The organism is Pseudomonas sp. HC1(2025) (assembly GCF_058742075.1).
In genome coordinates, this window is sequence record NZ_CP196017.1 from 3,573,819 (window position 1) to 3,594,617 (window position 20,799).

14 protein-coding genes and 1 riboswitch are annotated in these 20,799 nt (G+C 62.5%); of the genes, 7 read left to right on the plus strand and 7 right to left on the minus strand.

All coding sequences use genetic code 11. The features are described 5' to 3' along the window. The first annotated feature begins 75 nt into the window (after positions 1-75). Both ACSSVH_RS15925 and ACSSVH_RS15930 read left to right on the plus strand, forming a co-directional pair. Positions 76-1,884: a monovalent cation:proton antiporter-2 (CPA2) family protein gene (locus ACSSVH_RS15925; RefSeq protein WP_169954745.1), complete on the plus strand. Its 1,809-nt coding sequence runs from the start codon at positions 76-78 to the stop codon at positions 1,882-1,884. Positions 1,885-1,957: 73 nt separating this feature from the next. After that, positions 1,958-2,542: a DcrB/PsbP domain-containing protein gene (locus ACSSVH_RS15930; protein WP_169954746.1), complete on the plus strand. Its 585-nt coding sequence runs from the start codon at positions 1,958-1,960 to the stop codon at positions 2,540-2,542. 135 nt (positions 2,543-2,677) lie between these two features. Here ACSSVH_RS15930 and cobF read toward each other — a convergent pair whose 3' ends face one another. Both cobF and ACSSVH_RS15940 read right to left on the minus strand, forming a co-directional pair. After that, a complete protein-coding gene (gene cobF / locus ACSSVH_RS15935; protein ID WP_169954747.1) occupies positions 2,678-3,436 on the minus strand; it encodes a precorrin-6A synthase (deacetylating) in 759 nt (252 codons plus the stop codon). Positions 3,437-3,483: 47 nt separating this feature from the next. After that, positions 3,484-4,050: a histidine phosphatase family protein gene (locus tag ACSSVH_RS15940; protein WP_169954748.1), complete on the minus strand. Its 567-nt coding sequence runs from the start codon at positions 4,048-4,050 to the stop codon at positions 3,484-3,486. Positions 4,051-4,221: 171 nt separating this feature from the next. On the opposite strand from ACSSVH_RS15940, the gene ACSSVH_RS15945 reads away from it, so the two are divergent. The 5 genes from ACSSVH_RS15945 (at position 4,222) to dkgB (ending at position 13,046) form a co-directional block, all read left to right on the plus strand. Then, positions 4,222-8,547 (plus strand): dermonecrotic toxin domain-containing protein, encoded by a 4,326-nt coding sequence (locus ACSSVH_RS15945; RefSeq protein WP_492633450.1) that lies wholly within the window; start codon positions 4,222-4,224, stop codon positions 8,545-8,547. Positions 8,548-8,613: 66 nt separating this feature from the next. After that, positions 8,614-8,818, plus strand: a riboswitch (cobalamin riboswitch). A gap of 91 nt (positions 8,819-8,909) precedes the next feature. Further along, positions 8,910-10,850 (plus strand): TonB-dependent receptor plug domain-containing protein, encoded by a 1,941-nt coding sequence (locus ACSSVH_RS15950; RefSeq protein ID WP_492633451.1) that lies wholly within the window; start codon positions 8,910-8,912, stop codon positions 10,848-10,850. Next, positions 10,850-11,209 (plus strand): (2Fe-2S) ferredoxin domain-containing protein, encoded by a 360-nt coding sequence (locus tag ACSSVH_RS15955; protein WP_169954751.1) that lies wholly within the window; start codon positions 10,850-10,852, stop codon positions 11,207-11,209. The genes ACSSVH_RS15950 and ACSSVH_RS15955 overlap by 1 nt, the downstream gene beginning before the upstream one ends. Next, positions 11,206-12,120: an ABC transporter substrate-binding protein gene (locus ACSSVH_RS15960; protein ID WP_492633452.1), complete on the plus strand. Its 915-nt coding sequence runs from the start codon at positions 11,206-11,208 to the stop codon at positions 12,118-12,120. The genes ACSSVH_RS15955 and ACSSVH_RS15960 overlap by 4 nt, the downstream gene beginning before the upstream one ends. Positions 12,121-12,242: 122 nt before the next feature. Then, entirely contained in the window at positions 12,243-13,046 is an 804-nt protein-coding gene (gene dkgB, locus ACSSVH_RS15965) for a 2,5-didehydrogluconate reductase DkgB (RefSeq protein ID WP_170058417.1), read from the plus strand. A gap of 1 nt (position 13,047) precedes the next feature. Here the strand turns inward: dkgB and ACSSVH_RS15970 are convergent, their stop codons facing one another. From ACSSVH_RS15970 to ACSSVH_RS15990, 5 genes are all read right to left on the minus strand, one after another. After that, complete coding sequence (locus tag ACSSVH_RS15970) at positions 13,048-13,461, minus strand: ANTAR domain-containing protein (protein WP_169954754.1); 414 nt, start codon at positions 13,459-13,461, stop codon at positions 13,048-13,050. Positions 13,462-13,594: 133 nt separating this feature from the next. Then, entirely contained in the window at positions 13,595-17,233 is a 3,639-nt protein-coding gene (locus ACSSVH_RS15975; protein ID WP_492633453.1) for a transporter substrate-binding domain-containing protein, read from the minus strand. Between the two features lies 1 nt (position 17,234). Further along, the gene (locus ACSSVH_RS15980) at positions 17,235-17,861 is read right to left on the minus strand and encodes a response regulator transcription factor (RefSeq protein ID WP_169954756.1); all 627 of its coding nucleotides are present in this window, start codon (positions 17,859-17,861) and stop codon (positions 17,235-17,237) included. Between the two features lie 325 nt (positions 17,862-18,186). Continuing rightward, complete coding sequence (locus ACSSVH_RS15985; protein ID WP_169954757.1) at positions 18,187-18,903, minus strand: MgtC/SapB family protein; 717 nt, start codon at positions 18,901-18,903, stop codon at positions 18,187-18,189. Between the two features lie 323 nt (positions 18,904-19,226). Continuing rightward, positions 19,227-20,564 (minus strand): lysine N(6)-hydroxylase/L-ornithine N(5)-oxygenase family protein, encoded by a 1,338-nt coding sequence (locus tag ACSSVH_RS15990; RefSeq protein ID WP_492633454.1) that lies wholly within the window; start codon positions 20,562-20,564, stop codon positions 19,227-19,229. Positions 20,565-20,799 lie beyond the last annotated feature (235 nt).

A 20,799-nucleotide genomic window follows, 5' to 3' on the forward strand; every position in this document is an offset into this window, starting at 1 on the left:
AATTCAGATTCAACCGCATAAAAGCGCGCTCTAATAGCGCCCTGTCGATTCGCCTCAAAGATCCTGGAGTAAGCGATGCCCCATGAAGGCAACCTGTTACAAGCGGCCGTGGTGTTCCTGCTAGCGGCGGTGCTCACCGTACCCCTGGCCAAGCACCTGAAACTGGGCGCGGTGCTGGGCTATCTGTTCGCCGGTGTGATCATCGGCCCCTCGGTGCTGGGGTTGGTGGGCAACCCGCAAAGCGTCGCGCAGTTCTCTGAGCTTGGGGTGGTGTTGTTGCTGTTCATCATCGGCCTGGAGCTGTCGCCCAAACGCCTGTGGGTGATGCGCAAGGCCGTGTTTGGCGTGGGCCTGGCACAAGTGCTGTTGACTGCCATGGTGATGGGCGCCGTGGCGCTCTGGGCGTTTGGCCAGTCGTGGAACAGCGCGATTGTGCTGGGCCTGGGCCTGGCGCTGTCTTCCACCGCCTTCGGTCTGCAAAGCCTGGCCGAACGCAAGGAACTGAACAGCCCCCACGGGCGCCTGGCGTTTGCCATCCTGTTGTTCCAGGACATCGCGGCGATCCCGCTGATCGCCATGGTGCCGCTGCTGGCCGGCAGCGACCACACCACCACCGCCGCCCAGGACCTGAACCACGGTTTGCAGGTATTGGGCAGCATCGCCGTGGTGATCATCGGCGGTCGCTACCTGTTGCGGCCGGTGTTTCGGATCGTCGCCAAGACCGGCCTGCGCGAAGTGTCCACCGCCACCGCGCTGCTGGTGGTGATTGGCACCGCCTGGCTGATGGAACTGGTGGGCGTGTCCATGGCCCTGGGCGCGTTCCTCGCCGGCCTGCTGTTGGCCGACTCGGAATACCGCCACGAGCTGGAATCGCAGATCGAGCCGTTCAAGGGCCTGTTGCTGGGGCTGTTCTTTATCAGCGTGGGCATGGGCGCCAATATCGGCCTGTTGTTCAGCACGCCCTTTGTGGTGCTGGGGCTGACCCTGCTGCTGATCGCCATCAAGTTGCCGCTGCTGTACGCGGTCGGGCAGATGGTCGGCGAACTCAACCGCGAGAGCGCAGTACGCCTGGGCGTAGTGCTGGCGGCCGGCGGTGAATTTGCCTTTGTGGTGTTCAAGATCGGCCGCGACCAGGGCCTGTTCGCCCCGCAGCTGTACGACGTGCTGGTGTTGACTATCACCCTGTCGATGGCCCTCACTCCGCTGCTGTTACTGCTGTGCCCGAAGCTGTTTCGGCCCAAGGCCAAGCCGGTGGAAGTGCCGGAAGAATACCGCGCCATCGAGAGCGATGCGCCACGGGTGGTGATCGCCGGCATGGGCCGCATGGGGCAGATCGTGGCGCGGATCCTGCGGGCGCAGAACATCTCGTTTATCGCCCTCGACACCTCGGTCGAAACCATCGAGCTGACCCGCAGTTTCGGCGGTATGCCGGTGTTCTACGGCGACCCCCAGCGACCCGAAATCCTGCATGCGGCGAAGGTCGACCAGGCCGAATATTTCGTGATCGCCATGGATGATCCAGAGATCAACATCAAGACCGCCGAACTGGTGCGCAACCTCTACCCGCACATGAAAATCATCGCCCGCGCCCGTAACCGCCAGCACGTGCATCGCCTGGTGGACCTGGACGCGTCACCGGTGCGCGAAACGTTCTATTCCAGCCTGGAAATGAGCCGCCGCACCCTGGTCGGCCTGGGCCTGAGCGAGGCCCAGGCCGATGCGCGGATCAACCGTTTCAAGCATCACGACCTGCAACTGCTGACAGCGCAGCACGCGGTGTACGACGATGCGGCCAAGGTGATGCAGTCGGCCCAGGAAGCCCGTGCGGAACTGGCGCGGTTGTTTGAAATGGACCGCCTCGAAGAAGAGTCCGGAAAGGTCTGAGGATGGATCTGAACGATATTGCGAATTTTCTGACAGAATACAGCGCAATTTCGTTCATCCATTGGAAGACCTCATGCTCACCCTCAGCAAAACCGCCGCCCGCCTGGCCCTGGCGCTGACTGTCAGCCTGGGCGCCAGCCCGCTGTTCGCGGCTGCCAAGCCGGCCGCCGCGCCGCCGGACGACTTCCAGATCGTCTCGACCCTGGACGGCAAGTTCACCTTCACCCTGCCCAAGGGCTACGTGGCCGACGCCCTGCCCGCCGGCGCACAAGCCCAGGGCACCGCGGGCGCCAATGGCACGATGTACATCAACCAGGCGTCAAAAAGCGTGGTGGTGGTGGCCCAGACCTTGCGCAACGACGGTATCGACCTGAAGGACGACGAACCGCTGTTTCTCGATAGCGCAGCTGAAGGTTTCCTCAAGGACGTAGGCACCAGCCTGCCGGACTACAAGAAACTGGCGCAGAAGAAACTGCTGATCAAGGGCGTGGGCCTGCGCCAGATTGATGGCACCGCCAGCATGGGCGGCGGCAAGACCTTGAACTCGACCTTCCTTGCCGGCTCCGGCAACCGATTGCTGGTGATCCAGGCGATTTCCCGGGCCGAGGATGTAGCGGGGCATGGCCTGCTGGTCAGGCAGATTACCAGCGGCAAGTGACATTCCCCTAAGCACCACACATCCAATGTGGGAGCGGGCTTGCCCGCGATCGCGGTGTATCAGCCAATACATAGGCTGACTGACACCCCGCCATCGCGGGCAAGCCCGCTCCCACTTTGTTTATTGCATTCCCCCCTACGGCTTGCGCAGCAGGTAGGTATCCATGATCCAGCCATTGGCCTGGCGCGCCGCCTTGCGCACGCGCTCGATTTCGTCGGCCACCTCGGCCACCTTGCCGCTGATCAGGATTTCATCCGGGGTGCCCAGGTACGCGCCCCAATAAATGTCCATCTCCTGGTCCGCGACGCTACGGTAGGAGTCCTCGGCGTCAAGCATCACCACCAACGTATCGGCATCGCTGGCCTGCCCCGCCGCGAGCCGGCGCCCGGTGGTGATCTCGATGGAACGGCCGATGCGGTTCAACGCCACCTTATGCTGGGCCGCCAAGGCCTGGACGCTGGTAATCCCGGGAATGACCTCGAATTCAAACTCACTGCTGCCACTGGCCAGGATCGCCTGCAGGATGCGGATGGTGCTGTCGTACAACGCCGGATCGCCCCAGGCCAGGAAAGCGCCCACTTCGCCGTCGGCCATTTCCTGGTTGATCATGCGCTCGAACGTCTGTTGCTTGTCGCGGTTCAGATCCTGCACGGCCGTGGTGTAGTCAATCTCGCCACGCACGCGCTCGGGGCAGTCGGCTTCGACAAAGCGGTAGACGTGCCCGGCGTCGATGTAGGTCTGGCAGATTTCCCGTCGCAGGTCGATCAGCTTGTCCTTGCTCTGGCCCTTGTCCATCAGGAAAAACACGTCGGTGCGGTTAAGCGCCTTCACCGCCTGCATCGTGATGTAGTCGGGGTTGCCGGCGCCAATGCCGATGATCAGGATTTTTTTCATGACGGGGTTCTCAGTGCGGGGCGGGGATTTTGCCATGTTCGCGCCGCTCAGGTCTCGCGCGTTTGCAGGCGCAGGCGCCAGATGCCATTGAAACGCAGCTCAGTGCTAGAGAGCGGTTCCACATCGATCCGGTTGAACATAGCCGGGGGGCATTGCAGCGCATGCAGCAACGCAGCACGGATCACAAAGGGGTGAGTCACCGCCAGCACATGGCCCGGCGCCTGTTCCAGGGTGCCTAGCCACTGCGCCACTCGCTCGCACAACTGGGCCACGGACTCGCCGCCATGGGGCGCTGCCGTGCTGTCCGTGAGCCAGGCCTGCAAGGCCTCGGGTTCAGCGTGTTGAATCGCATCGATGGCCATGCCTTGCCACCGCCCCAGATCACAGTCACGTAACGCCTGTTCAACCTGCGCGGACTCGCCGAACAACCCCGCAGTTTGCCGGGTTCGCGCCTCCGGTCCACACAGCAGGCGCGGTGCCCGCTTGAAGCGCTGCGCCTGGGACAGGCGTGCCTGCTGCCAGTCCATTTGCAATGACTCGTCCAGGGCAAAACGTGCCGGTTTACGGGCGCACGTAGGGGCGTGGGCGATCAGGGTCAAGCGAGTGGCCTGCATTCAGAATCCCGCGAGGTTGAAGGTAGTGGAAGGGTCGACCGCCGAAGCGGCCTCACCATAGTACAGCGGTTGGTGCGACACATTATCTATCGCATGGGTTGGCGCTCCGGGCGGAACCGCGGGCAACCGACCGCCACCCAAAAAGCCTCCCCTATTGTCCAAGGAATGCCCATGAGACTGACCGACTCCCGCCCCGCCCTCGCCCCTGCGGGCACCTACCCAAGCGTGCAACCGGCACCCGCGCAACCCAGCGATGCGACACCCCTAGGAAGGGTGCCGTTTATCAGCCTCGACGCCCAGCAACAAGCCCGGTCATTGGTCAGGCAAGCCGATAGCGACCTGGCGTGCCTGTTGGCCGCCACCTTGATGAGCCGGGTCATTTCCCTTGAGCCTGGCGGGCAAGACAGCCCCAGCGCCAGGCAGGTGGACGCTATTCCCGCCGACTCGACCTTCGGCCAGGCCTGGTCGCGCCTCACTCAAGCCGTGAATAGCGAGCCATTTGCGACATTTGCCAAAGAACACCATATCGACACCTCACGCTTTACGTTCAACCCCAGGTCGGGGTGGCTGGACTGCACCGTCAACGACAAACCGGCCACGTTTACCTCGTACGACAGCGGCTGGGACCAGGCATCCGCCGACGTTTTAGCGGCTGCGCGGGTGCTGGCCCCGACACTTGCACAGTCGTTTGAATACGCCGGTGAACACAGCGCGTCATCCAACGTGGTAAGCGACTTCTACGGGGACTCCTTCGCCAATACCAAGGCCGACACCCTCACCTATATTGGCCGCCTACAGACCGAACATGGCTTTGCCGCCCTGGTTTACCCAGGCTCTGAGCAGCCGCGCTACAACCGCACCGAGCACCAACACGCCAAGCAACTGCAGCGGGATGCGATCGACTCCGTTGCGGCCCGCGATCAGAGCCCGTCGTTGCCCCAGCAGAGCTCATTGGAAAAAATCAGCGCAGGCGATCTGTTTCTGGCCAGGCTGTGCAGCAGCGACCTGAGCTCCGGGCACCCCGAAACCCGGCTGCCTGGGCACGGAACATCCGGGGGGAGCATAGGCCGGCTGCCAACGTTCTCGACGATGGGCCAAACCCGCCAGGCGTTCGAACAGGCGTTGAACGCCGAGGCTTTTTTGCGCTTTGCGCAACAGCACAAACTTGACCTGCCCAGTGTCAGCATTGCCCCGCAAACCGGCGATCTGGTCTGCCAGGTCACCGATCCCAATGGGGTGATGCTCGAAAAACGCTTCACCCTGAGCGACGACTCCGGCTGGTCAGCCGTCGCGGCCGACATCGTCGCGCAGGCCCGGAACCTGGCCGCAGGGTCGACAGACAGGGTCCGTCACCCGCACTACAACGCGGTCCGTTTCCAGGACATCTTGAACTTCTATGGTGAAACACCCGCAGACGGCACATTGCTGGAAACCCTCAAGCGCTGCGCGGTACTCAACCGCAGTGGTTTCCCGGCGTTAAGCGCAAGTAGCCCCACGGACACTGCCCCCACACGCGCCCTCCAGCAAAAACGGCGCCTTGCGATTGAACGCCTCGACCAGGCAACCAGTGCCACTGCGGCCGGGCCTGCCAAGGCCCTCAACCCGACAACCGAGACCGTTCGCCGCCAATTTGACGGCCAACCCGATGTGCGTTCGGTTGTGCAACGACTGCTCACCGAGGCCATTAAGAAGGTCTCTCCCGGCCTGGACTTCGATATCAACCAGATCGCTTACGCCGAGCCCGACCCGGCCAACCCGGGGCACTTCCGGCGCAGCTCCCTCACGGCCGTGGCCTTGAACTACCTGAGCGGCGAGGACGCGCCGAGCTTTCCCGACAACAGCAAGTTGGTCGACACCCGCCCGGACCTGCTCGCCCATACGGGCAACACCCCCGACACGCCCCTGCCGATCAATCTGAAAGCCGTTGAAGCCGCCCTGCACGCGCTGCCCACGCAGTTGAGCGAGGCCATGGCCAGCGACCTGCGCAGCTACTGGGCACAACCGGCGTTCAGCACCGCGGCCGGGCCATTCGCCGGCGATCGGCAGGCGCTGGTCAGTGAGTTGTTGCGCAACAATCTGCGCCTGGCCGGGCTCAAACAGCCGGGGCTGGATGACGCGCAACGCGAAACCCTGGACCAACTGGTGACACGCCCACCTCCCGCCGCCAACAGTGACATCACCGTATTTGCCCTTGGCAGCGTTACACGGCAACACCCGGACGCCAGCGAAACCGCCTCCCCCAACCTACTGGTGCAACGCCATATCGGCGAGCGTTTGATCCTGTTGCTGTGCGCGCCAAACGGCACCGTCACCCCCTATGACTCCTACGCCGCGTTCGACGCCGCCCGGGCGCAACACCTCAGCCAACAAGCCCCAGGCACGGGGCGCCTGAACACCTTGAAGAAAATCGACGCAGATCCGTTCGTCGCCCAGGCACAGACCCTCATCGAACAGGGCCTGGGTGACGTGCTCAGCAGCAGCCCGGCCTACGGCGCGGTGGCGGGCGAGCGGCCCACACGCAAAATGCCGGGCTGGGTCAACAACGCCAGCGAGGCCGAACGTTTTGTGTTGCATGACCTGAGCCTGCAGTTGGCAAGCATCCACCAGCGCAACAAGGGCCGCACCTACAACAGCGACATTCCCGATATCCGCCCCTTTGCCGAACAGACTTTCGATAACCTCAAGGCGGTGAACCATCCCGCCAAGGATCTGCAGGTGGTGTTCAAGGTTGCGGTGGGCGGCACCTCGCCCGGTGGTGTGATCAGCGGCGGCATTCATCGCGAGTCCATGAGCCTCACCGACGCCCTGCTGCGCAACCTCTCGGGCCTGCCCAGTCGAGACGTGGAGGTCTACCTCAAGCCGGGCAACACCCGCGTCACCGAACTTGAAAAGGATGGTGTCCTGCAGAAGCTGATCGAGGACGCCGACGTCGGCAAGAAGTACCCGCTGTTGCTCAAACGTGAACTGCAAGACGAGCGCACCAAAAAGGCCGAACGCCTGGCCCTGTTTGCCGAGCAAGTGCCAGTAGAGCTGCAAATAAAGGCCCTGGAGTTGGCCGTCAACAAACAATCCGGTGTCGATACCACTGGCTTGAGCTACATCCAGGCCATCCTCGACCCCGGCACCAAGCGCGTCGACGGCCAGGAGATCGTAATCCGCCCACTGGCATTCGTGCCGGGCCCCGGCAAGAGCCCCGATGTGGTCGACAATATGTACCTGATCGAACCCGAGGACAGTGCCAAGGGCCCGCATATCCTCTACCGCCCGCTGATCGCCGATGCGCCGCTGATGCAATTTCCGACGCGCCAGGCATTGCTCCAAGCCATCCAGCAACCAGGCCGCCTGCAAAAAGACATCCTGGCCTGGTTGCCCGATGACGCGACCCGGGCGTACTACAAGGCCTGGAGTTTCAAGGAGCCCAGCCTCCAGACCACCAGCATTTTTGGCGTGGGCGACGGTGAGACCGTGCCTGCCGAGCCCAAGCTGGCCGCCGGCGGTTACGAGGCGGCCAATACACTCAAAGAGAAGCTGCAAACCGGGCAACTGATGAACCACCTGTACGACGCCAATGCCTTGGGCCTGACCAGCATTGCCGAACAACAGTCGGTCTCCGATGACGAAAGCCGCTGGGCCACGCTCAAAGAGGGCGGTTATCTGCTGCTCAACGCCGTGCTGCCCGCACTGCGCGGGCCGGGCGCGGCCATCGGCGTGGCGTTGCAGTTCCAGGGCATTCTCAGTGACCTACAGACCCTGGCCGATGACGATACCGGCAACAAAGCCCCGGCCATGGCCGACTTGTTGGTCAACCTGGCAATGCTGTTACTCCAGACGCCCGCGCGGCCTGCGGCCAGGCGAGTCGGCGCCCCCGTGAGCGCCAGCCGCAACAGCATTGTCGAGGCCCCCAATGGCCAGAAGGTCCGGCGCCTGCAGGTCATGAAGGGCACGATGGAAAAGATGCAACTGGTCAAAGGCAACCTCTTTACCTTTGAAGACCAATACAAAGGCAAACCCCGGCTCAATATCAACGCCCATGGCCGCGACCTGAGCGTCACCGAGCGCCTGACCGGCGCCAGCTCAACCATCCTCTATGACGGCGCCGAACACACCCCCGAACAACTGCACGCCCACCTGCTGGCCAAAGGCATCGACCCCAGCCAGTTCGACAACGTGCGCCTGCTGGTGTGCTACTCCGGCAATGGCGCCGAAAACTCCTTTGCCGCCCAGTTCCAGCGCTTGATCAACAAGCCGGTAAAGGCCTTTGTCGGCACGGTGACCGTAACTCCCAGCCCCGAACTGGTGACTGCCGAGTTCAAGACCGGCATCCAGATGCACGGGCCGCACGACGGGCCCAAACTGGTGAGTGACACCTATGCGCAGTACGACAGCGTGGAAACCGTCAAGGATCGTACGGACATCTCCATGATCCGTAACCCGCTGGAGTACCTGCTGTTCTCCTACTACCCCGTCCACTACCCGCCTCGAGCGGCCAATCGCTGAGCCCAGGCAAGCACGCGGCGCTGCGCAATCGGTTCGGCACATTGACGAACGGTCCGGCGAATGTTCAGATGCGGCCCTGTTTCAGGTGCCGCATGCCGCCGTGCATGAGGTGAAACGGGAAACCGGTACGCTCGTTCGAGCAAGTCCGGTGCTGCCCCCGCAACGGTATTCGCGTGACCCCTTCGACACACCACTGTGGCCAGAGCGCCATGGGAAGGTGAAGGGTTCGATACGCGAGAGCCCGGAGACCGGCCTGGAATGTGTGTTTGGCAAAATCCTGCGGTGGGCGGGCATGGGCCGGTATTGGCGTGTGCTCGATACTTTCTCCTGCGTGCTTCTGCGAAGATACTTTCGAGAAGACTATGATTTTTCAACGTTACGTCACTTCTGGCCCAACCCTGCTGTTGGGTTGCCTGTTCAGCCCCCTGCTACTGGCTGACAACAGCGCCCTGGAACTCAAGCCGCAGACCATTCTGGCACCGTCGGTGGAGTCCACCACCGTGGCCGACATGGCCCAATACGGCAGCAAGGTCGAGATCGTCACCCGCGCCCAGATCGAACGCGCCGGCCCCAGCGCCGATATCACGCGGGCGATGCAGATGTTTATCCCCGGTTTCTACGTCGCGCCGAAAAACGGCCCGTTCGACTACGGCACCTATTCCCTGCTGGGCGGGCGCAACGACGACACGCTGATCCTGCTCGACGGCGTACGCCTGAACAACCGCCTGTACGGGGGCCTGTACCTGGACACCCTGCCGGCCAACGCCGTGGAGCGCATCGAAGTGCTCAAGGGTGGCCAGAGCCTGTTGTTCGGCACCCAGGCCGTGGCGGGCGTGATCAATATCGTCACGCGCAGCCCGCAGACCCGTGAGGTGTCCGGCGAAACCAACCTGGGCGTCGATACCTTTGGCGGCACCACGGGTGATGCCCGGGCCGAGCGGATTTTCACCAATGGCCTGGGCGACCTGGGCCTGCTGGCCTATGTCAGCCATAACGTGTCCGAGGGCTACCAGCCCTTTCGCAACCGCGACATGAGCAACGTCACCGACAAGAAACGCTCCTACGAAGTCACCACCCTCGGCGCCAAGGCCATCCAGTCTTTTAGCGATGACTCGCGCCTGGAACTGTTCTACCAGTACTCCGATGCCAACCTGGACTTTGCCGGCGCCACCAACAACCGCAAGACCACCAACGACCGTGTGCAGCAGATTGCCACGGCGACCTTCGAGCAAAACATCAACGAGCGGCTGAGTTACTTCGTCAAGGGCCATATCAACGACTGGGACACTCGCTACTCACGGGTCAACAACACCGCCGACGGCGGCACCGTGGTGCGCAACCACAATGACTACTGGGGCTTTACCGACTGGGGCGTGCAGGCCGAAGGCAAGGCTGAGCTTACGGGCGGCCATGTGCTGGTGTTCGGCTCGGATAACCAGTGGTTCAAGGGCCAGGACGACGTGCTGGTGATCGACAACAACAAGGCCCAGGCCCACGCCCTGTACACCCAGCTGCGCCCGCAGATCGACGCCCTGCCCGACTGGCATCCGAGCATCGGCGTGCGCCACGAAACCATGAGCGGCGGCGACAGTGCCACCGTCGGCATGCTCACCTCGCTCTATGACCTCAACCCCAACTGGGCCCTGCGCGGCCAGTACGGCACGGCCTACAAGCTGCCGAATGCCGAGCAATTGTTCGTCAATGAACCCGGCGACGAGTTGGGCAACCGCAACCTCAAGCCGGAAAGAAGCCGTAACGCCGAGCTGGGCCTGGACTACAAGGGCCTGCTGGCCGACCGTGAATTCAGTGCCAGCGTGACCCTGTTCAAGCGCAAGATCACCGACCTGATCACCCTCGACGATAGCCACTGGGTCAACGGCCAGGGGCAGATCCAGGTGCGCGGTTTCGAGGCCGACGCCAAGCTGGCGCTCAACGACCAGTGGAGCTTGCAGGCGGACATGACCCGCAACCTGACCGAATCGCGCGCCGGGGTCACCCTCAATGACGTGCCGAGCTTCTTTGCCCGCTCGCGGGTGGGTTTCGAGTCGCAGAACCGCCTGTGGGGCGCCGGCGCGGCGATCCGCTATATCCACGATGTGATCAGCTCGAAAAGAGTCGAATACGGCCACTATTCGGTGGTGGACGCCGACGCCTATCGCTACCTCGACCCTGCCCATCAACACCGCGTGAGCCTGCTGGTAGAAAACCTGTTCGACCGCGACTACGTCACCAGCCGCTCCAGCAATGTCGACAACCTGGGCCGGCCGTTCACCACGGAGGTGCGTTACACGTATCGCTTCTGATGACTGAAATCACGCAAATCGACGGGGTGGACACCCACCCCGACTGGTCCCGTATCCCCGAGCATGCCCACCATGTGCTGCTGTGCACCGGCCCGCGCTGCACCCAGCGTGGCGCCCTGCAACTGTGGAAAACCCTGCGCCGGCGCCTTTTGGAGCACCAGCACATCGAAGTGCCTGGCGGTGTGCTGCTGACGCGCACCCATTGCCAGTTCCCCTGCAACCTGGGGCCAGTGCTCACGGTGTACCCGCAGCGCTGCTGGTATGGGGTGCACAGCAAGGCCGATGCCGTGCGCCTGGTGGATGTGCACCTGGTGGGCGGCGAGGTGGTCGAGGAACTGTTGATCCGGGAGCATCCATGAAACGTTTGGCAGGCGTTGCCATCGCCCTGTTGTGCAGTGCCTCGGCCATTGCGCACGACTACCGCAACTGCCAGCAGGATTGGCAACTGCCCCATGCACCGCCGGCGCGGATTGTCGCCCTCAACCAACACGCTGCCGATATGCTGCTGGCCCTGGACGCCGGCCCGGCGCTGGTGGGTGTGGCGTACCTGGATGACAACGGCGTCGCGCATAAGCAGGGCAAGTATTTGGGGGTGCCGGTGATTGCCCCGCGCTACCCGGCCAGCGAGGTGCTGTATGGGCAGAGGCCGGACCTGGTGGTGGGCGGGTTTGCCACGGCTTTTGGCGACGGCATCACCTCGCGCACCGGGCTGGCGGGCAATGGCGTGGCTTCGTATCTGCTGGAATCGGCCTGTGCCGGGCACTCCCTGGATTATTTCGGGCATATCCGCACAGACCTGCAAACCCTGGGCAAGCTGCTGCATAAGCCGCAGCGCGCCCGCGAGCTGATTGCCGCCCTGGACGCCGACCTGGCCAGCGCCCGGGCACTGGCCAAGCCGGCAACACCCTTGTCGGTGTTTTACCTCGACAGTGAAGTCAACGGCCTGGACAGCGAAGGACAGCAAGGTTTCGTCACTGCCCTGCTGGCCGCCGCCGGCGCGCGCAACCTGTTGGCCGGGATCAATCAATACCGGGTCACGGTCAGCAGTGAGACGTTATTGATGAGCGACCCGGATGTGATCCTGCTGGCCGATGCCGTATGGTCCCCGGCCAGCCGTAAACGCCAGTTGCTGACCCGCGACCCGGTGCTGTCGCGCCTGCGGGCGGTGCGGGAAAACCGCATGATCGATATCCCGTTTACCCACCTGGTGCCCACTGTCGGCAGCGGCAAAGTGGTGCTGGACCTGGCGCGCCAGCTCAACACCCTGTAGGAGCGGGCTTGCCGGCGACTCGTGACTTGTGGTCAAGAGTCATTTGAACAATCGTGGGTGTTTCCCCGGGGGCCCCGGGCAGATACTCGAGGCCATTGTTCACGCCATCACAGGAGTCACTCATGTCTATTCCCGCATTCGGCCTTGGCACTTTCCGCCTGCAAGGCCAGGTGGTCATCGATTCCGTCAGCACTGGCCTGGGCTTGGGCTACCGGGTCATCGATACCGCGCAGATCTACGAGAACGAAGCCGAGGTCGGCCAGGCTATCGCTGACAGCGGTATCCCCCGCGATGAGCTGTTCATCACCAGCAAGATCTGGATCGCCAATTTTGCCGAAGGCCAGTTGATCCCCAGCCTCAAGGAAAGCCTGCGCAAGCTCAAGACCGACTACCTGGACCTGACCCTGATCCATTGGCCGTCGCCGGAAAACCAGGTGCCCGTCGCCCAGTTCATGGGGCAGTTGCTCGAAGCCAAGCGCCAGGGCCTGACCCGGCAGATCGGCATTTCCAACTTCACCGTGGCACTGATGGAACAAGCCATCGCCGCCGTCGGCGCCGAGAATATCGCCACCAACCAGATCGAGCTGCACCCATACCTGCAAAACCGCAAGGTGGTGGATTTCGCCACGCGCCACGGCATCCAGATTACCTCGTACATGACCCTGGCCTACGGCGAGGTGCTCAAAGACCCGGTGATCCAGGCGATTGCCGAGCGTAACCAGGCCACACCGGCACAGGTGGCCCTGGCCTGGGCCATGCAACTGGGGTACGCGGTGATTCCGTCCTCGACCCAACGCGCCAACCTGCAGAGCAACCTCAAGGCCGTGCAACTGACCTTGAGCGAAGCCGATATGGCGCAGATCGCAGGCCTTGAGCGCGGTCAGCGCCTGACCAGCCCCAAGGGCATTGCGCCGCAGTGGGACTGAGCTAAACCGCCGGGCTGCGCGCCAACTCCCGCAGCCACGGCAAGACCCGCAAGCCGCTGGCCGGTGACGGCGGGTCGATGATGCCCATGAAGTGCTCCAGGGTGAGGCTGTCGGGCGACCCCGGCAAACGCATCATCGCCTGGGAGGCTGGCGCCCCGCTGTGCTGGTCGTCATAGACCAGCACATGGCGCACCTGCTGGAACGCCAGTGCGTCACCCGCGCTGGCGGCCAGGCCCGCATGGATAATCAGCACATCGAATGGCTCGGCTGGAATATCGGTCAGGATCAGCACTTCATCGAAGGTCTGCACCGGGACGATCCGGTAGTAACCCAGTTGGTTGAGCATTTTCTCGAGGTGCAAGCGTTGCAGGTGCTGTTCATCAGCGATCAGGATGGTCAGTGCTTTGGTGGGCATGGCAGGTCCCTGAGCAGGCAGCGCTCGTGGTTTGAAGGAGCGGCCTACTTTTTCAGACATATTTCGATAGCAAAATCAGCGTAGTTCCCTCTGCACGTAGGAGTTCTCCTAAACACTCTCGCACTTCCTACTCTTATGCCCGGTTGCAATAGTCCGCCAGGGCCTGATGCAACTGATCAATGGCTGCTTGCACGCCAGCCACCGCCAAGGCCAACGCCTCCCGATCACGCTGTTCACAGGCGGCTTCCAGGGCCTCACAGGCGCTCACCAACGCCTGCGCCTCAACCAGGCGCGCCCCGCCCTTGGTCCGGTGGGCCAGGTCATGCAACTGTGCGTAGTGGTTTTGTTGCAGCAAGGCCGGCAGTTGCATGCGGTCTTCGGCGAGGCTGTCGAGCAGCGGCTCCAACAGTTCCCTGATCGCGTCTATATCGCCACCGGTCAACTTCAGCAAGCGGCCCAGATCGATCGTCTGGATCGCCTCGGCCGCCTGCGGCTCGTTGACCGAAGGCAGGGCCGTACGCGAAGCCAGCGCCGCATGCAGGTCGTCGAGGCCAGTCGGCTTGAACAGGCAACCGTCCATCCCCGCCGCCAGGCAACGCTCGGTTTCCTCGGGCTGGGCATTGGCGGTAAACCCCAGCAACAAGCAAGGCGCCAGGCCACGGGCACGCTCGTCGGCACGAATTTCCCGCGCCAGGTCATAGCCGTTTTTCAGTGGCATATTACAATCGGTGATCACTCCATCGAAGCGCTCGGCCCGCCAGTACTCCAGGCCCTGCACGCCATCTTCGGCCGTAGTGATGCGGTGCCCCAGGAAGCTCAGTTGGCGGGTCAGCAATTGGCGATTGGCCGGGTAGTCATCCACCACCAGGATATTCAACCTATGGGCCGGCGGAGCATCCAGAGCGGCCGGCTCGTGATGGGCCGCGGCAGCAGACGCCACGGCCAGGGCCAACGTGACCTCCACGCGAGTGCCCTGCCCCAGCACACTGCTCAACTTCAGTTGGCCACCCATCATTTCACACAGGCTGCGGCTGATCACCAGCCCCAGGCCAGAGCCACTGCGCGCCGACTGGTCGGTATTGCGCCCCTGGACAAACGGGTTGAACAGGCGCATCTGGTCCTCGACGCTGATGCCTACCCCCGTGTCTTCCACCACCAGCCGCAGGCTCAGATAACCATTGGCAACCGCAGGCGAGCCACTGCAGCTCAAGCGCACATGGCCCTGGGCGGTGAACTTGATGGCGTTGCTCAACAGGTTGGAAACCACCTGCTTGAAGCGCAACGGATCGATCAGTACATGCCGGTCAAGCAGCGGGTCCAGTGCCACCTGCAACACCAGGCCCTTGGTCCGCGCCAGCCCTTCGAAGATGCGCGCCACCGAGGCCAGCAACTCACGCAGGTTCGATGGCTCCAGGGCCAGGGACAGATGGCCGGACTCGATGCGCGCAATGTCGAGAATATCGCCGATCAATTCCAGCATGCCCCGCGAAGCGTCGGAGGCCACGGCCAGGGCATCATGGTCGATCCGCCCCTGCTCGGCATTTTTCAACGCCAGCTCGATCATGCCGATCACCGCGTTCATCGGCGTGCGGATTTCATGGCTCATGGTCGCCAGGAACGTGGTCTTGGCCCGGTTGGCAGCGTCGGCACCCTCCTTGGCCTCCTGCAATTGCCCCAGCAAGCGCTGGCGTTCACTGACATCGACCCAGCCGGCAATCATGCCCACGACCTTCTCGTCACCGTCGCGGTACGGCAGCATCCAGTGGTAAATGGTCAGGGTCGCGCCCCCAGGCACCTTGAGGACACGGTCGTGAATCTGCGGCTCGCCGCGCTCCATCAGGCGCAAGTAGTCTTCATGGTAGGACTGGGACTGGGGCTGGTTGCCGGTGTCGGTCTCGACCACGGTCTTGCCGATCACATCTTCAAGGCAAAAGCCGAATACATTCAGGTAGGCGCTGTTGCACGCCATCAACCGCCCCATGCGGTCGCGCACATAGATCGGGTGCGGCGTGCCGTCGATCAGCACGCTCATAAAGCGCATCTGGTCGCTCAGCGCGCGCTCGGCCTGGCCGCGCTTGCGTATCAGGCTACGCAGGTAAATGGCCCAACCCAGGGTGAGCGCCAACAGCAGCGCGGCCAGCGCAAACCCCTGGATAATCGTGTCGCGGTGGCGCAGCCAGTAACTGTCGTCGATCACCACTTCGCTGCGCCAGTGGTTGGTCAACTCGTCCATTTCCTGGGGAGAGATGCTCAGCAGTGCCTTTTCCAGGATCGAATACAGCTCCAACTGGCCGCGCCCCACGCCAAAGGCGATACGCGCTGGCTGCGCGCCCACGGTACTGGTGATACGCAGGCGATCACGGTATTTATGGGCAATCATGTAGCGCGCAATCATCAGCGCATTGACCGACGCATCGACCCCGGCACTGGCCACCAGGGCCATGGCCTCGGCGGGGCCGTCGACGTCTACCAGGATGATTTGGGGGTATTCCCGGCTGATGATTTCCCGCTGTACGCTGCTGCGAATCACCGCCAGGCGCTTACCTGTCATATCTTCCATGGTGATCGGGCTGCGCTCATCATCGCGGGTGACCAGCACGAACGGGTTGCTCAGGTAAGGCCGGGTAAAGCGGATCTTGTCCTCCCGGGACATGCTTGGGGTAATCAGCGCGATCATGTCCGCGTCGCCCTCGCTGACCTGCTCGACTTGGCGCGGCAGCGAACCGCCGCGTATCACGTCGAACTTCAAGCCGGTGCGCAAGCTGACCTGCGCCAGTACCTCGGCACTCAAGCCCTGGAACTGCCCACGGTCGTTGAAAAATGACAGCGGCAGGAATTTGTCGAGCGCCGTAACCTTGACCCGTGGGTGCTTGTCCAGCCAGCGCTGCTCACTGGCGCTCAGGCGCAGGCGTTCGCGGCCGACCACCCCCAGGTTACCGGCGCTCCAGCGGCGCAGGATCTCCATCTGCTCATTGGCGGGGATCACCTCCAGCACCGCATTGACAATACGCAGCAGCCGCTCATTGTCGCCGGCGAGCGCGAACGCAAAGGGGTTGACCTCCAGGCTGGAAAAGTCCGCCATGCGCACGTTATTGAGATGATTTTTATTGATCAGATAGTTGGTGCTGATTGCATCGCCCAGGTAGACGTCCGCCTGGCCGAAGGCCACTGCGCCAATCGCCTCGAAGGCCGATGGATAGATATGCAATGAAGCATTGGGGTAGAAGGCCGCGACTGCACCGGGCTGCATGTAGTGATAAAGCATGGACAGGCGCTTGCCGTCCAGGTCGGCCGTCAGCGACTGGCTATCGCCCACCCGCGTCACCAGGATCGGCTGGTCATTGGCGTAGGAGCGCGACAGCTTCAACTGGCCGTCCGCCGCCTCGTAGCCGTTGGCCGTGCCTACAAAGTCCACCTCCGCGTGCTTGAGGGCGGCGATGGCTTCGTCGCGGTGCTCATAGCGCTGCACCTGGACCTTGACGTTGAGAGCCAGGGCGATCAACGCCGCATAATCGGCGGTAATCCCCTCCAGTTCGTCGTTGTTGTTCGTCAGATCAAAGGGCGCGTAGTCGGGAGCGGAAACCCCCATCACCAACGTGCGGCGCTGGCGCAACCAGCGCCAGTCCGCCTCATTGAGGTTCACCTGTGGCGCTTCCAGGCTCGAATGCCCCAACAGATGCAAAGCCTGTGGCTCGCCCAGAGCCACGTTGACGGTGAGTGACAGGCCCGCCAGCCAGAGTACGGCGAGCCACTTGCCCAGAGAGGTCGACATTTCAGATCAGATGATTGCGCTGGGCGAACTTGGATAAATGCACCACCGAAGACATGCGCAGTTTCTCCTTCAACCGGGTTTTATAGGTGCTGATGGTCTTGTGACTCAACAGCATGTCCTTGGCGATTTCATTGTTCCCCAGGCCCAGGGCGAGCTTTTGCAGCACCATCAGTTCGCGGTCGGAAAGTGCCTCTACCAGTTGCTGTTCAGTGGTTTGCAAGTCGTCTTTGCGCACCGAACTGGTGGGCAGGCTGGGGAAGCAGCTGTAGTTGGACATGACGGCCTTGATGGCTTTTTGCAGCTCATCGAGTTCACCGGTTTTCGCGACAAAGCCCATCGCCCCGGCGCGCATGCAACGAGTGGAAAAGAACACTGCCAGATAGGAGGTCAGCACCAGGATTTTACAGGGCAGGCCCAATGCCTTGATCCGGCTGATGACCTCCAGCCCGCCCAACTTGGGCATGGCCAGGTCGAGGATGACCAGGTCCGGTCGCTCCTCCCTGGCAATCTGTAAGGCGTCGGCACCGTTGGCAGCTTCGAAAATCTTCTCGAAGCCCTCCTGGCGCAACAGGTATTTGACGGTAGAACGAATGAACGGATGATCATCCACGATTAGCGCTTTGCTCATGCGGCTCCCTGGGAAGACACCACGATTGTTTAGTTGCTTCATTGGCGACCACTCATTTCAGGGGCGCCAACACCCTTACACATCACACGAAACCCCTGTACCTGTGAGAAATACCAGTTCCGACCAGCGGCACTGTCTACACAGAACGTTTCAACGGAATTTGGTTAGGTGCAACGGCGCAACATTAACAACGGAATGATGTTTCGCCCGAAGGGAAAATCCGGCGCACTTGTAGGATTAATCCTTCCAAAAGCGTAGTCAAATTCAATAAAAAAAGCCGCCCCCTATGACAGGAGGCGGCTTTTTGGGGGACGCAGGGTTTGCTTCAGTCGGTGGTGCTGGGGCTCCAGAAGGCCTGCACCACAAGGTTCGACTGTGAGATCCGCGCCACCAGGGCGTCCAGTTCGTCACCGTCGACCGAGTTGGCCGCCAGCGTCGCCTCGATTTCCACCTCCTCAGTGCCAAATGGCCGTACGTCGACATCACTGGCCGGGTAGTTGCAGCGCGCCAGTTCCGATTCGAGCAAGGCCATCACCGCCTGCTGCTGGGCGCGCCGGGCGATCACGTAGAGGATATTGGTGACCTCCGCCGACACCACATCCAAAGGCTGGCGGTTGATGTTATTGACGATCGGCCGCAGCAAGGTGTTGGCCGCCAGCACAAAACAGGTACCCAGGAACGCCTCGAGGATCAGGTCGGCGCCGGCGCAGGCGCCCACGGCGGCGGAAGTCCACAGCGTGGCCGCCGTATTGAGCCCGCGTACGTTGCCCTCCTCGCGCATGATCACCCCGGCGCCGAGAAAGCCAATCCCGGACACCACATACGCCACCACCCGCACCGCCCCTTCGGCCCCGGCCAGGCGGTTGGCCATGTCGACAAAGATCGCCGCCCCCACCGCCACCAGCACGTTGGTGCGCAGCCCCGCCGTGCGCTGGCGGAACTGGCGCTCAAAGCCGATCAGCCCACCCAGGATGAAAGCCGCGCTGAGGCTGACCACGGTGTCGATCAGGGAATCCAGATTGATATTGTTGAGGGCTTGCATGATGAATCTCCCTTTGATTGCCCGCAGAATCAGCGTCGAAAAAAGGGGGATCAGGCAGGAACCAGGACGGTTCGCTACCCAAAGACCGCTTCTCGCTTGATCGGCGAGGCAACGGCACGGGGATGCGCGTCAGCTGGCCAAGCCTGGTCGACAACTGTCACTCGAAAGTCTGTTCACGAAGGTCTGCGCTATGGTTGAAAACCGGCGCAGCTTACGCCCGCAGTCTGCGGGAGGAAAGTGACAGTGCGGCGAATCGCCGGGTTCTTCAGCCAGGGTTCAGCCAGGCATCGCTCCCGCGGGCGCGGGAGCGATCTGCAACGCTGTCAGCTCGCGGTGGCCAGCAGCACATCACGCACCGAGCGCGCCTGGCCCAGGCGTCGGTCATGCTCGTGCAGCGAGGCAGCAATCTCATCGGCGCGAATCGGCAGGATCGACAGCAACGTATCGCTCAAGCCATGGCTGGCCTGGCTAAAACCCTGCATGTAGATGCCCGCCTTGCAGCGCTCGTCGGTGACCACGCGGTAATCGCGGCTGACTTCAAAGTCACCCATATAGGCCTCCAGCGGCGCCAGCAACTGGCGATGCATCTGCCGTTCATAACCTGTGGCCAGGACCACCGCATCGTAGTGGTTGATCACGGTCTCACCGGTGGCGTTGTGACGTACCAGCAACTCGATGCCCAAGGGCCCGGCGCTGGCTTTTTCCACGGTGGTCAGGGTGCGGAATGCGTGGCGGGCGATGCCGGAGACTTTCTGCCGGTAGAAAATCCCGTAGATGCGCTCGATCAGGTCCAGGTCCACCACCGAATAGTTGGTGTTGTGGTACTCGTTGACCAGGCGTTCGCGCTCGCTGCTGGGCTGCTGGAACACCAGGTCGGTGAACTCCGGGGAGAACACTTCGTTGACGAACGGGCTGTCATCGGCAGGCTTGAGGGCCGAGCCGCGCAGGATGATGTCCACCTGCACCGAGGGGAAGCTGTCGTTCAGGTCGATAAACGCTTCGGCCGCGCTCTGCCCACCGCCGATGATTGCAATGCGCATCGGCTTGCCCTCGACACACGGCTGCTGGGCCATGCGCGCCAGGTACTGGGAATGGTGGAACACCCGCCCGTCATCCTTGAGCGCCTTGAACGCCTCGGGAATCCGTGGCGTGCCACCGGCGCTGACCACCACAGAACGTGCGGTGCGCACCAGTTGCTCGCCATGGGCATCGCGGGAGATCACCCGCAGCGCCTCGACCTGCTGCTGATGCAGGATCGGCTCGATGGCCAGCACTTCCTCGCCATAGCGGCTTTGCTCGGTAAATTGCCCGGCGACCCAGCGCAGGTAGTCGTTGTACTCCATGCGGCACGGGTAGAAGGTGCCCAGGTTGATAAAGTCCACCAGGCGCCCGTGGGCCTTGAGGTAATTGACGAAAGAGTACGGGCTGGTGGGGTTGCGCAGGGTCACCAGGTCCTTGAGGAAGGAAATCTGCAGCTCGCTCTGGCTCACCAGGGTATTGCCGTGCCAGCGGTAGTCGGCCTGCTTGTCGAGAAACAGCACATCGAGCTTACCCTGGGCTTTCTCGCGCTCTTGCAGGGCGATGGCCAGCGCCAGGTTCGAGGGACCGAAACCAATACCGATCAGGTCGTGAACCGCGGGCGATGCAATTGCCTGTGTCATTCCAGTGTCCTCTGGATAAGCCCCGTGGCGATGGGGCGGAAAGCCTGGGCGACCTGCTGAACAACAGGCCATGTGTTGATAGGAAACGAGGACCATGAAAAAAAATTTAAGCCCCGCACCGGATTCACCCTGGCAGGCGCGGAGCCGCCGGCGCGGGCAATGCGGTGATGGCAGTTTGAGGCCGTCTAATTTATAGTAATTCTCATATAGATTTGAAAAGTCCTACACACAACGT

Excerpts from the sequence above, each read along its gene's own strand:
- ACSSVH_RS15925 (WP_169954745.1), top strand. The coding sequence starts at position 76 with ATGCCCCATGAAGGCAACCTGTTACAAGCGGCCGTGGTGTTCCTGCTA.
- ACSSVH_RS15930 (WP_169954746.1), top strand. The coding sequence starts at position 1,958 with ATGCTCACCCTCAGCAAAACCGCCGCCCGCCTGGCCCTGGCGCTGACT.
- cobF (WP_169954747.1), bottom strand. The coding sequence starts at position 3,436 with ATGAAAAAAATCCTGATCATCGGCATTGGCGCCGGCAACCCCGACTAC.
- ACSSVH_RS15940 (WP_169954748.1), bottom strand. The coding sequence starts at position 4,050 with ATGCAGGCCACTCGCTTGACCCTGATCGCCCACGCCCCTACGTGCGCC.
- ACSSVH_RS15945 (WP_492633450.1), top strand. The coding sequence starts at position 4,222 with ATGAGACTGACCGACTCCCGCCCCGCCCTCGCCCCTGCGGGCACCTAC.
- ACSSVH_RS15950 (WP_492633451.1), top strand. The coding sequence starts at position 8,910 with ATGATTTTTCAACGTTACGTCACTTCTGGCCCAACCCTGCTGTTGGGT.
- ACSSVH_RS15955 (WP_169954751.1), top strand. The coding sequence starts at position 10,850 with ATGACTGAAATCACGCAAATCGACGGGGTGGACACCCACCCCGACTGG.
- ACSSVH_RS15960 (WP_492633452.1), top strand. The coding sequence starts at position 11,206 with ATGAAACGTTTGGCAGGCGTTGCCATCGCCCTGTTGTGCAGTGCCTCG.
- dkgB (WP_170058417.1), top strand. The coding sequence starts at position 12,243 with ATGTCTATTCCCGCATTCGGCCTTGGCACTTTCCGCCTGCAAGGCCAG.
- ACSSVH_RS15970 (WP_169954754.1), bottom strand. The coding sequence starts at position 13,461 with ATGCCCACCAAAGCACTGACCATCCTGATCGCTGATGAACAGCACCTG.
- ACSSVH_RS15975 (WP_492633453.1), bottom strand. The coding sequence starts at position 17,233 with ATGTCGACCTCTCTGGGCAAGTGGCTCGCCGTACTCTGGCTGGCGGGC.
- ACSSVH_RS15980 (WP_169954756.1), bottom strand. The coding sequence starts at position 17,861 with ATGAGCAAAGCGCTAATCGTGGATGATCATCCGTTCATTCGTTCTACC.
- ACSSVH_RS15985 (WP_169954757.1), bottom strand. The coding sequence starts at position 18,903 with ATGCAAGCCCTCAACAATATCAATCTGGATTCCCTGATCGACACCGTG.
- ACSSVH_RS15990 (WP_492633454.1), bottom strand. The coding sequence starts at position 20,564 with ATGACACAGGCAATTGCATCGCCCGCGGTTCACGACCTGATCGGTATT.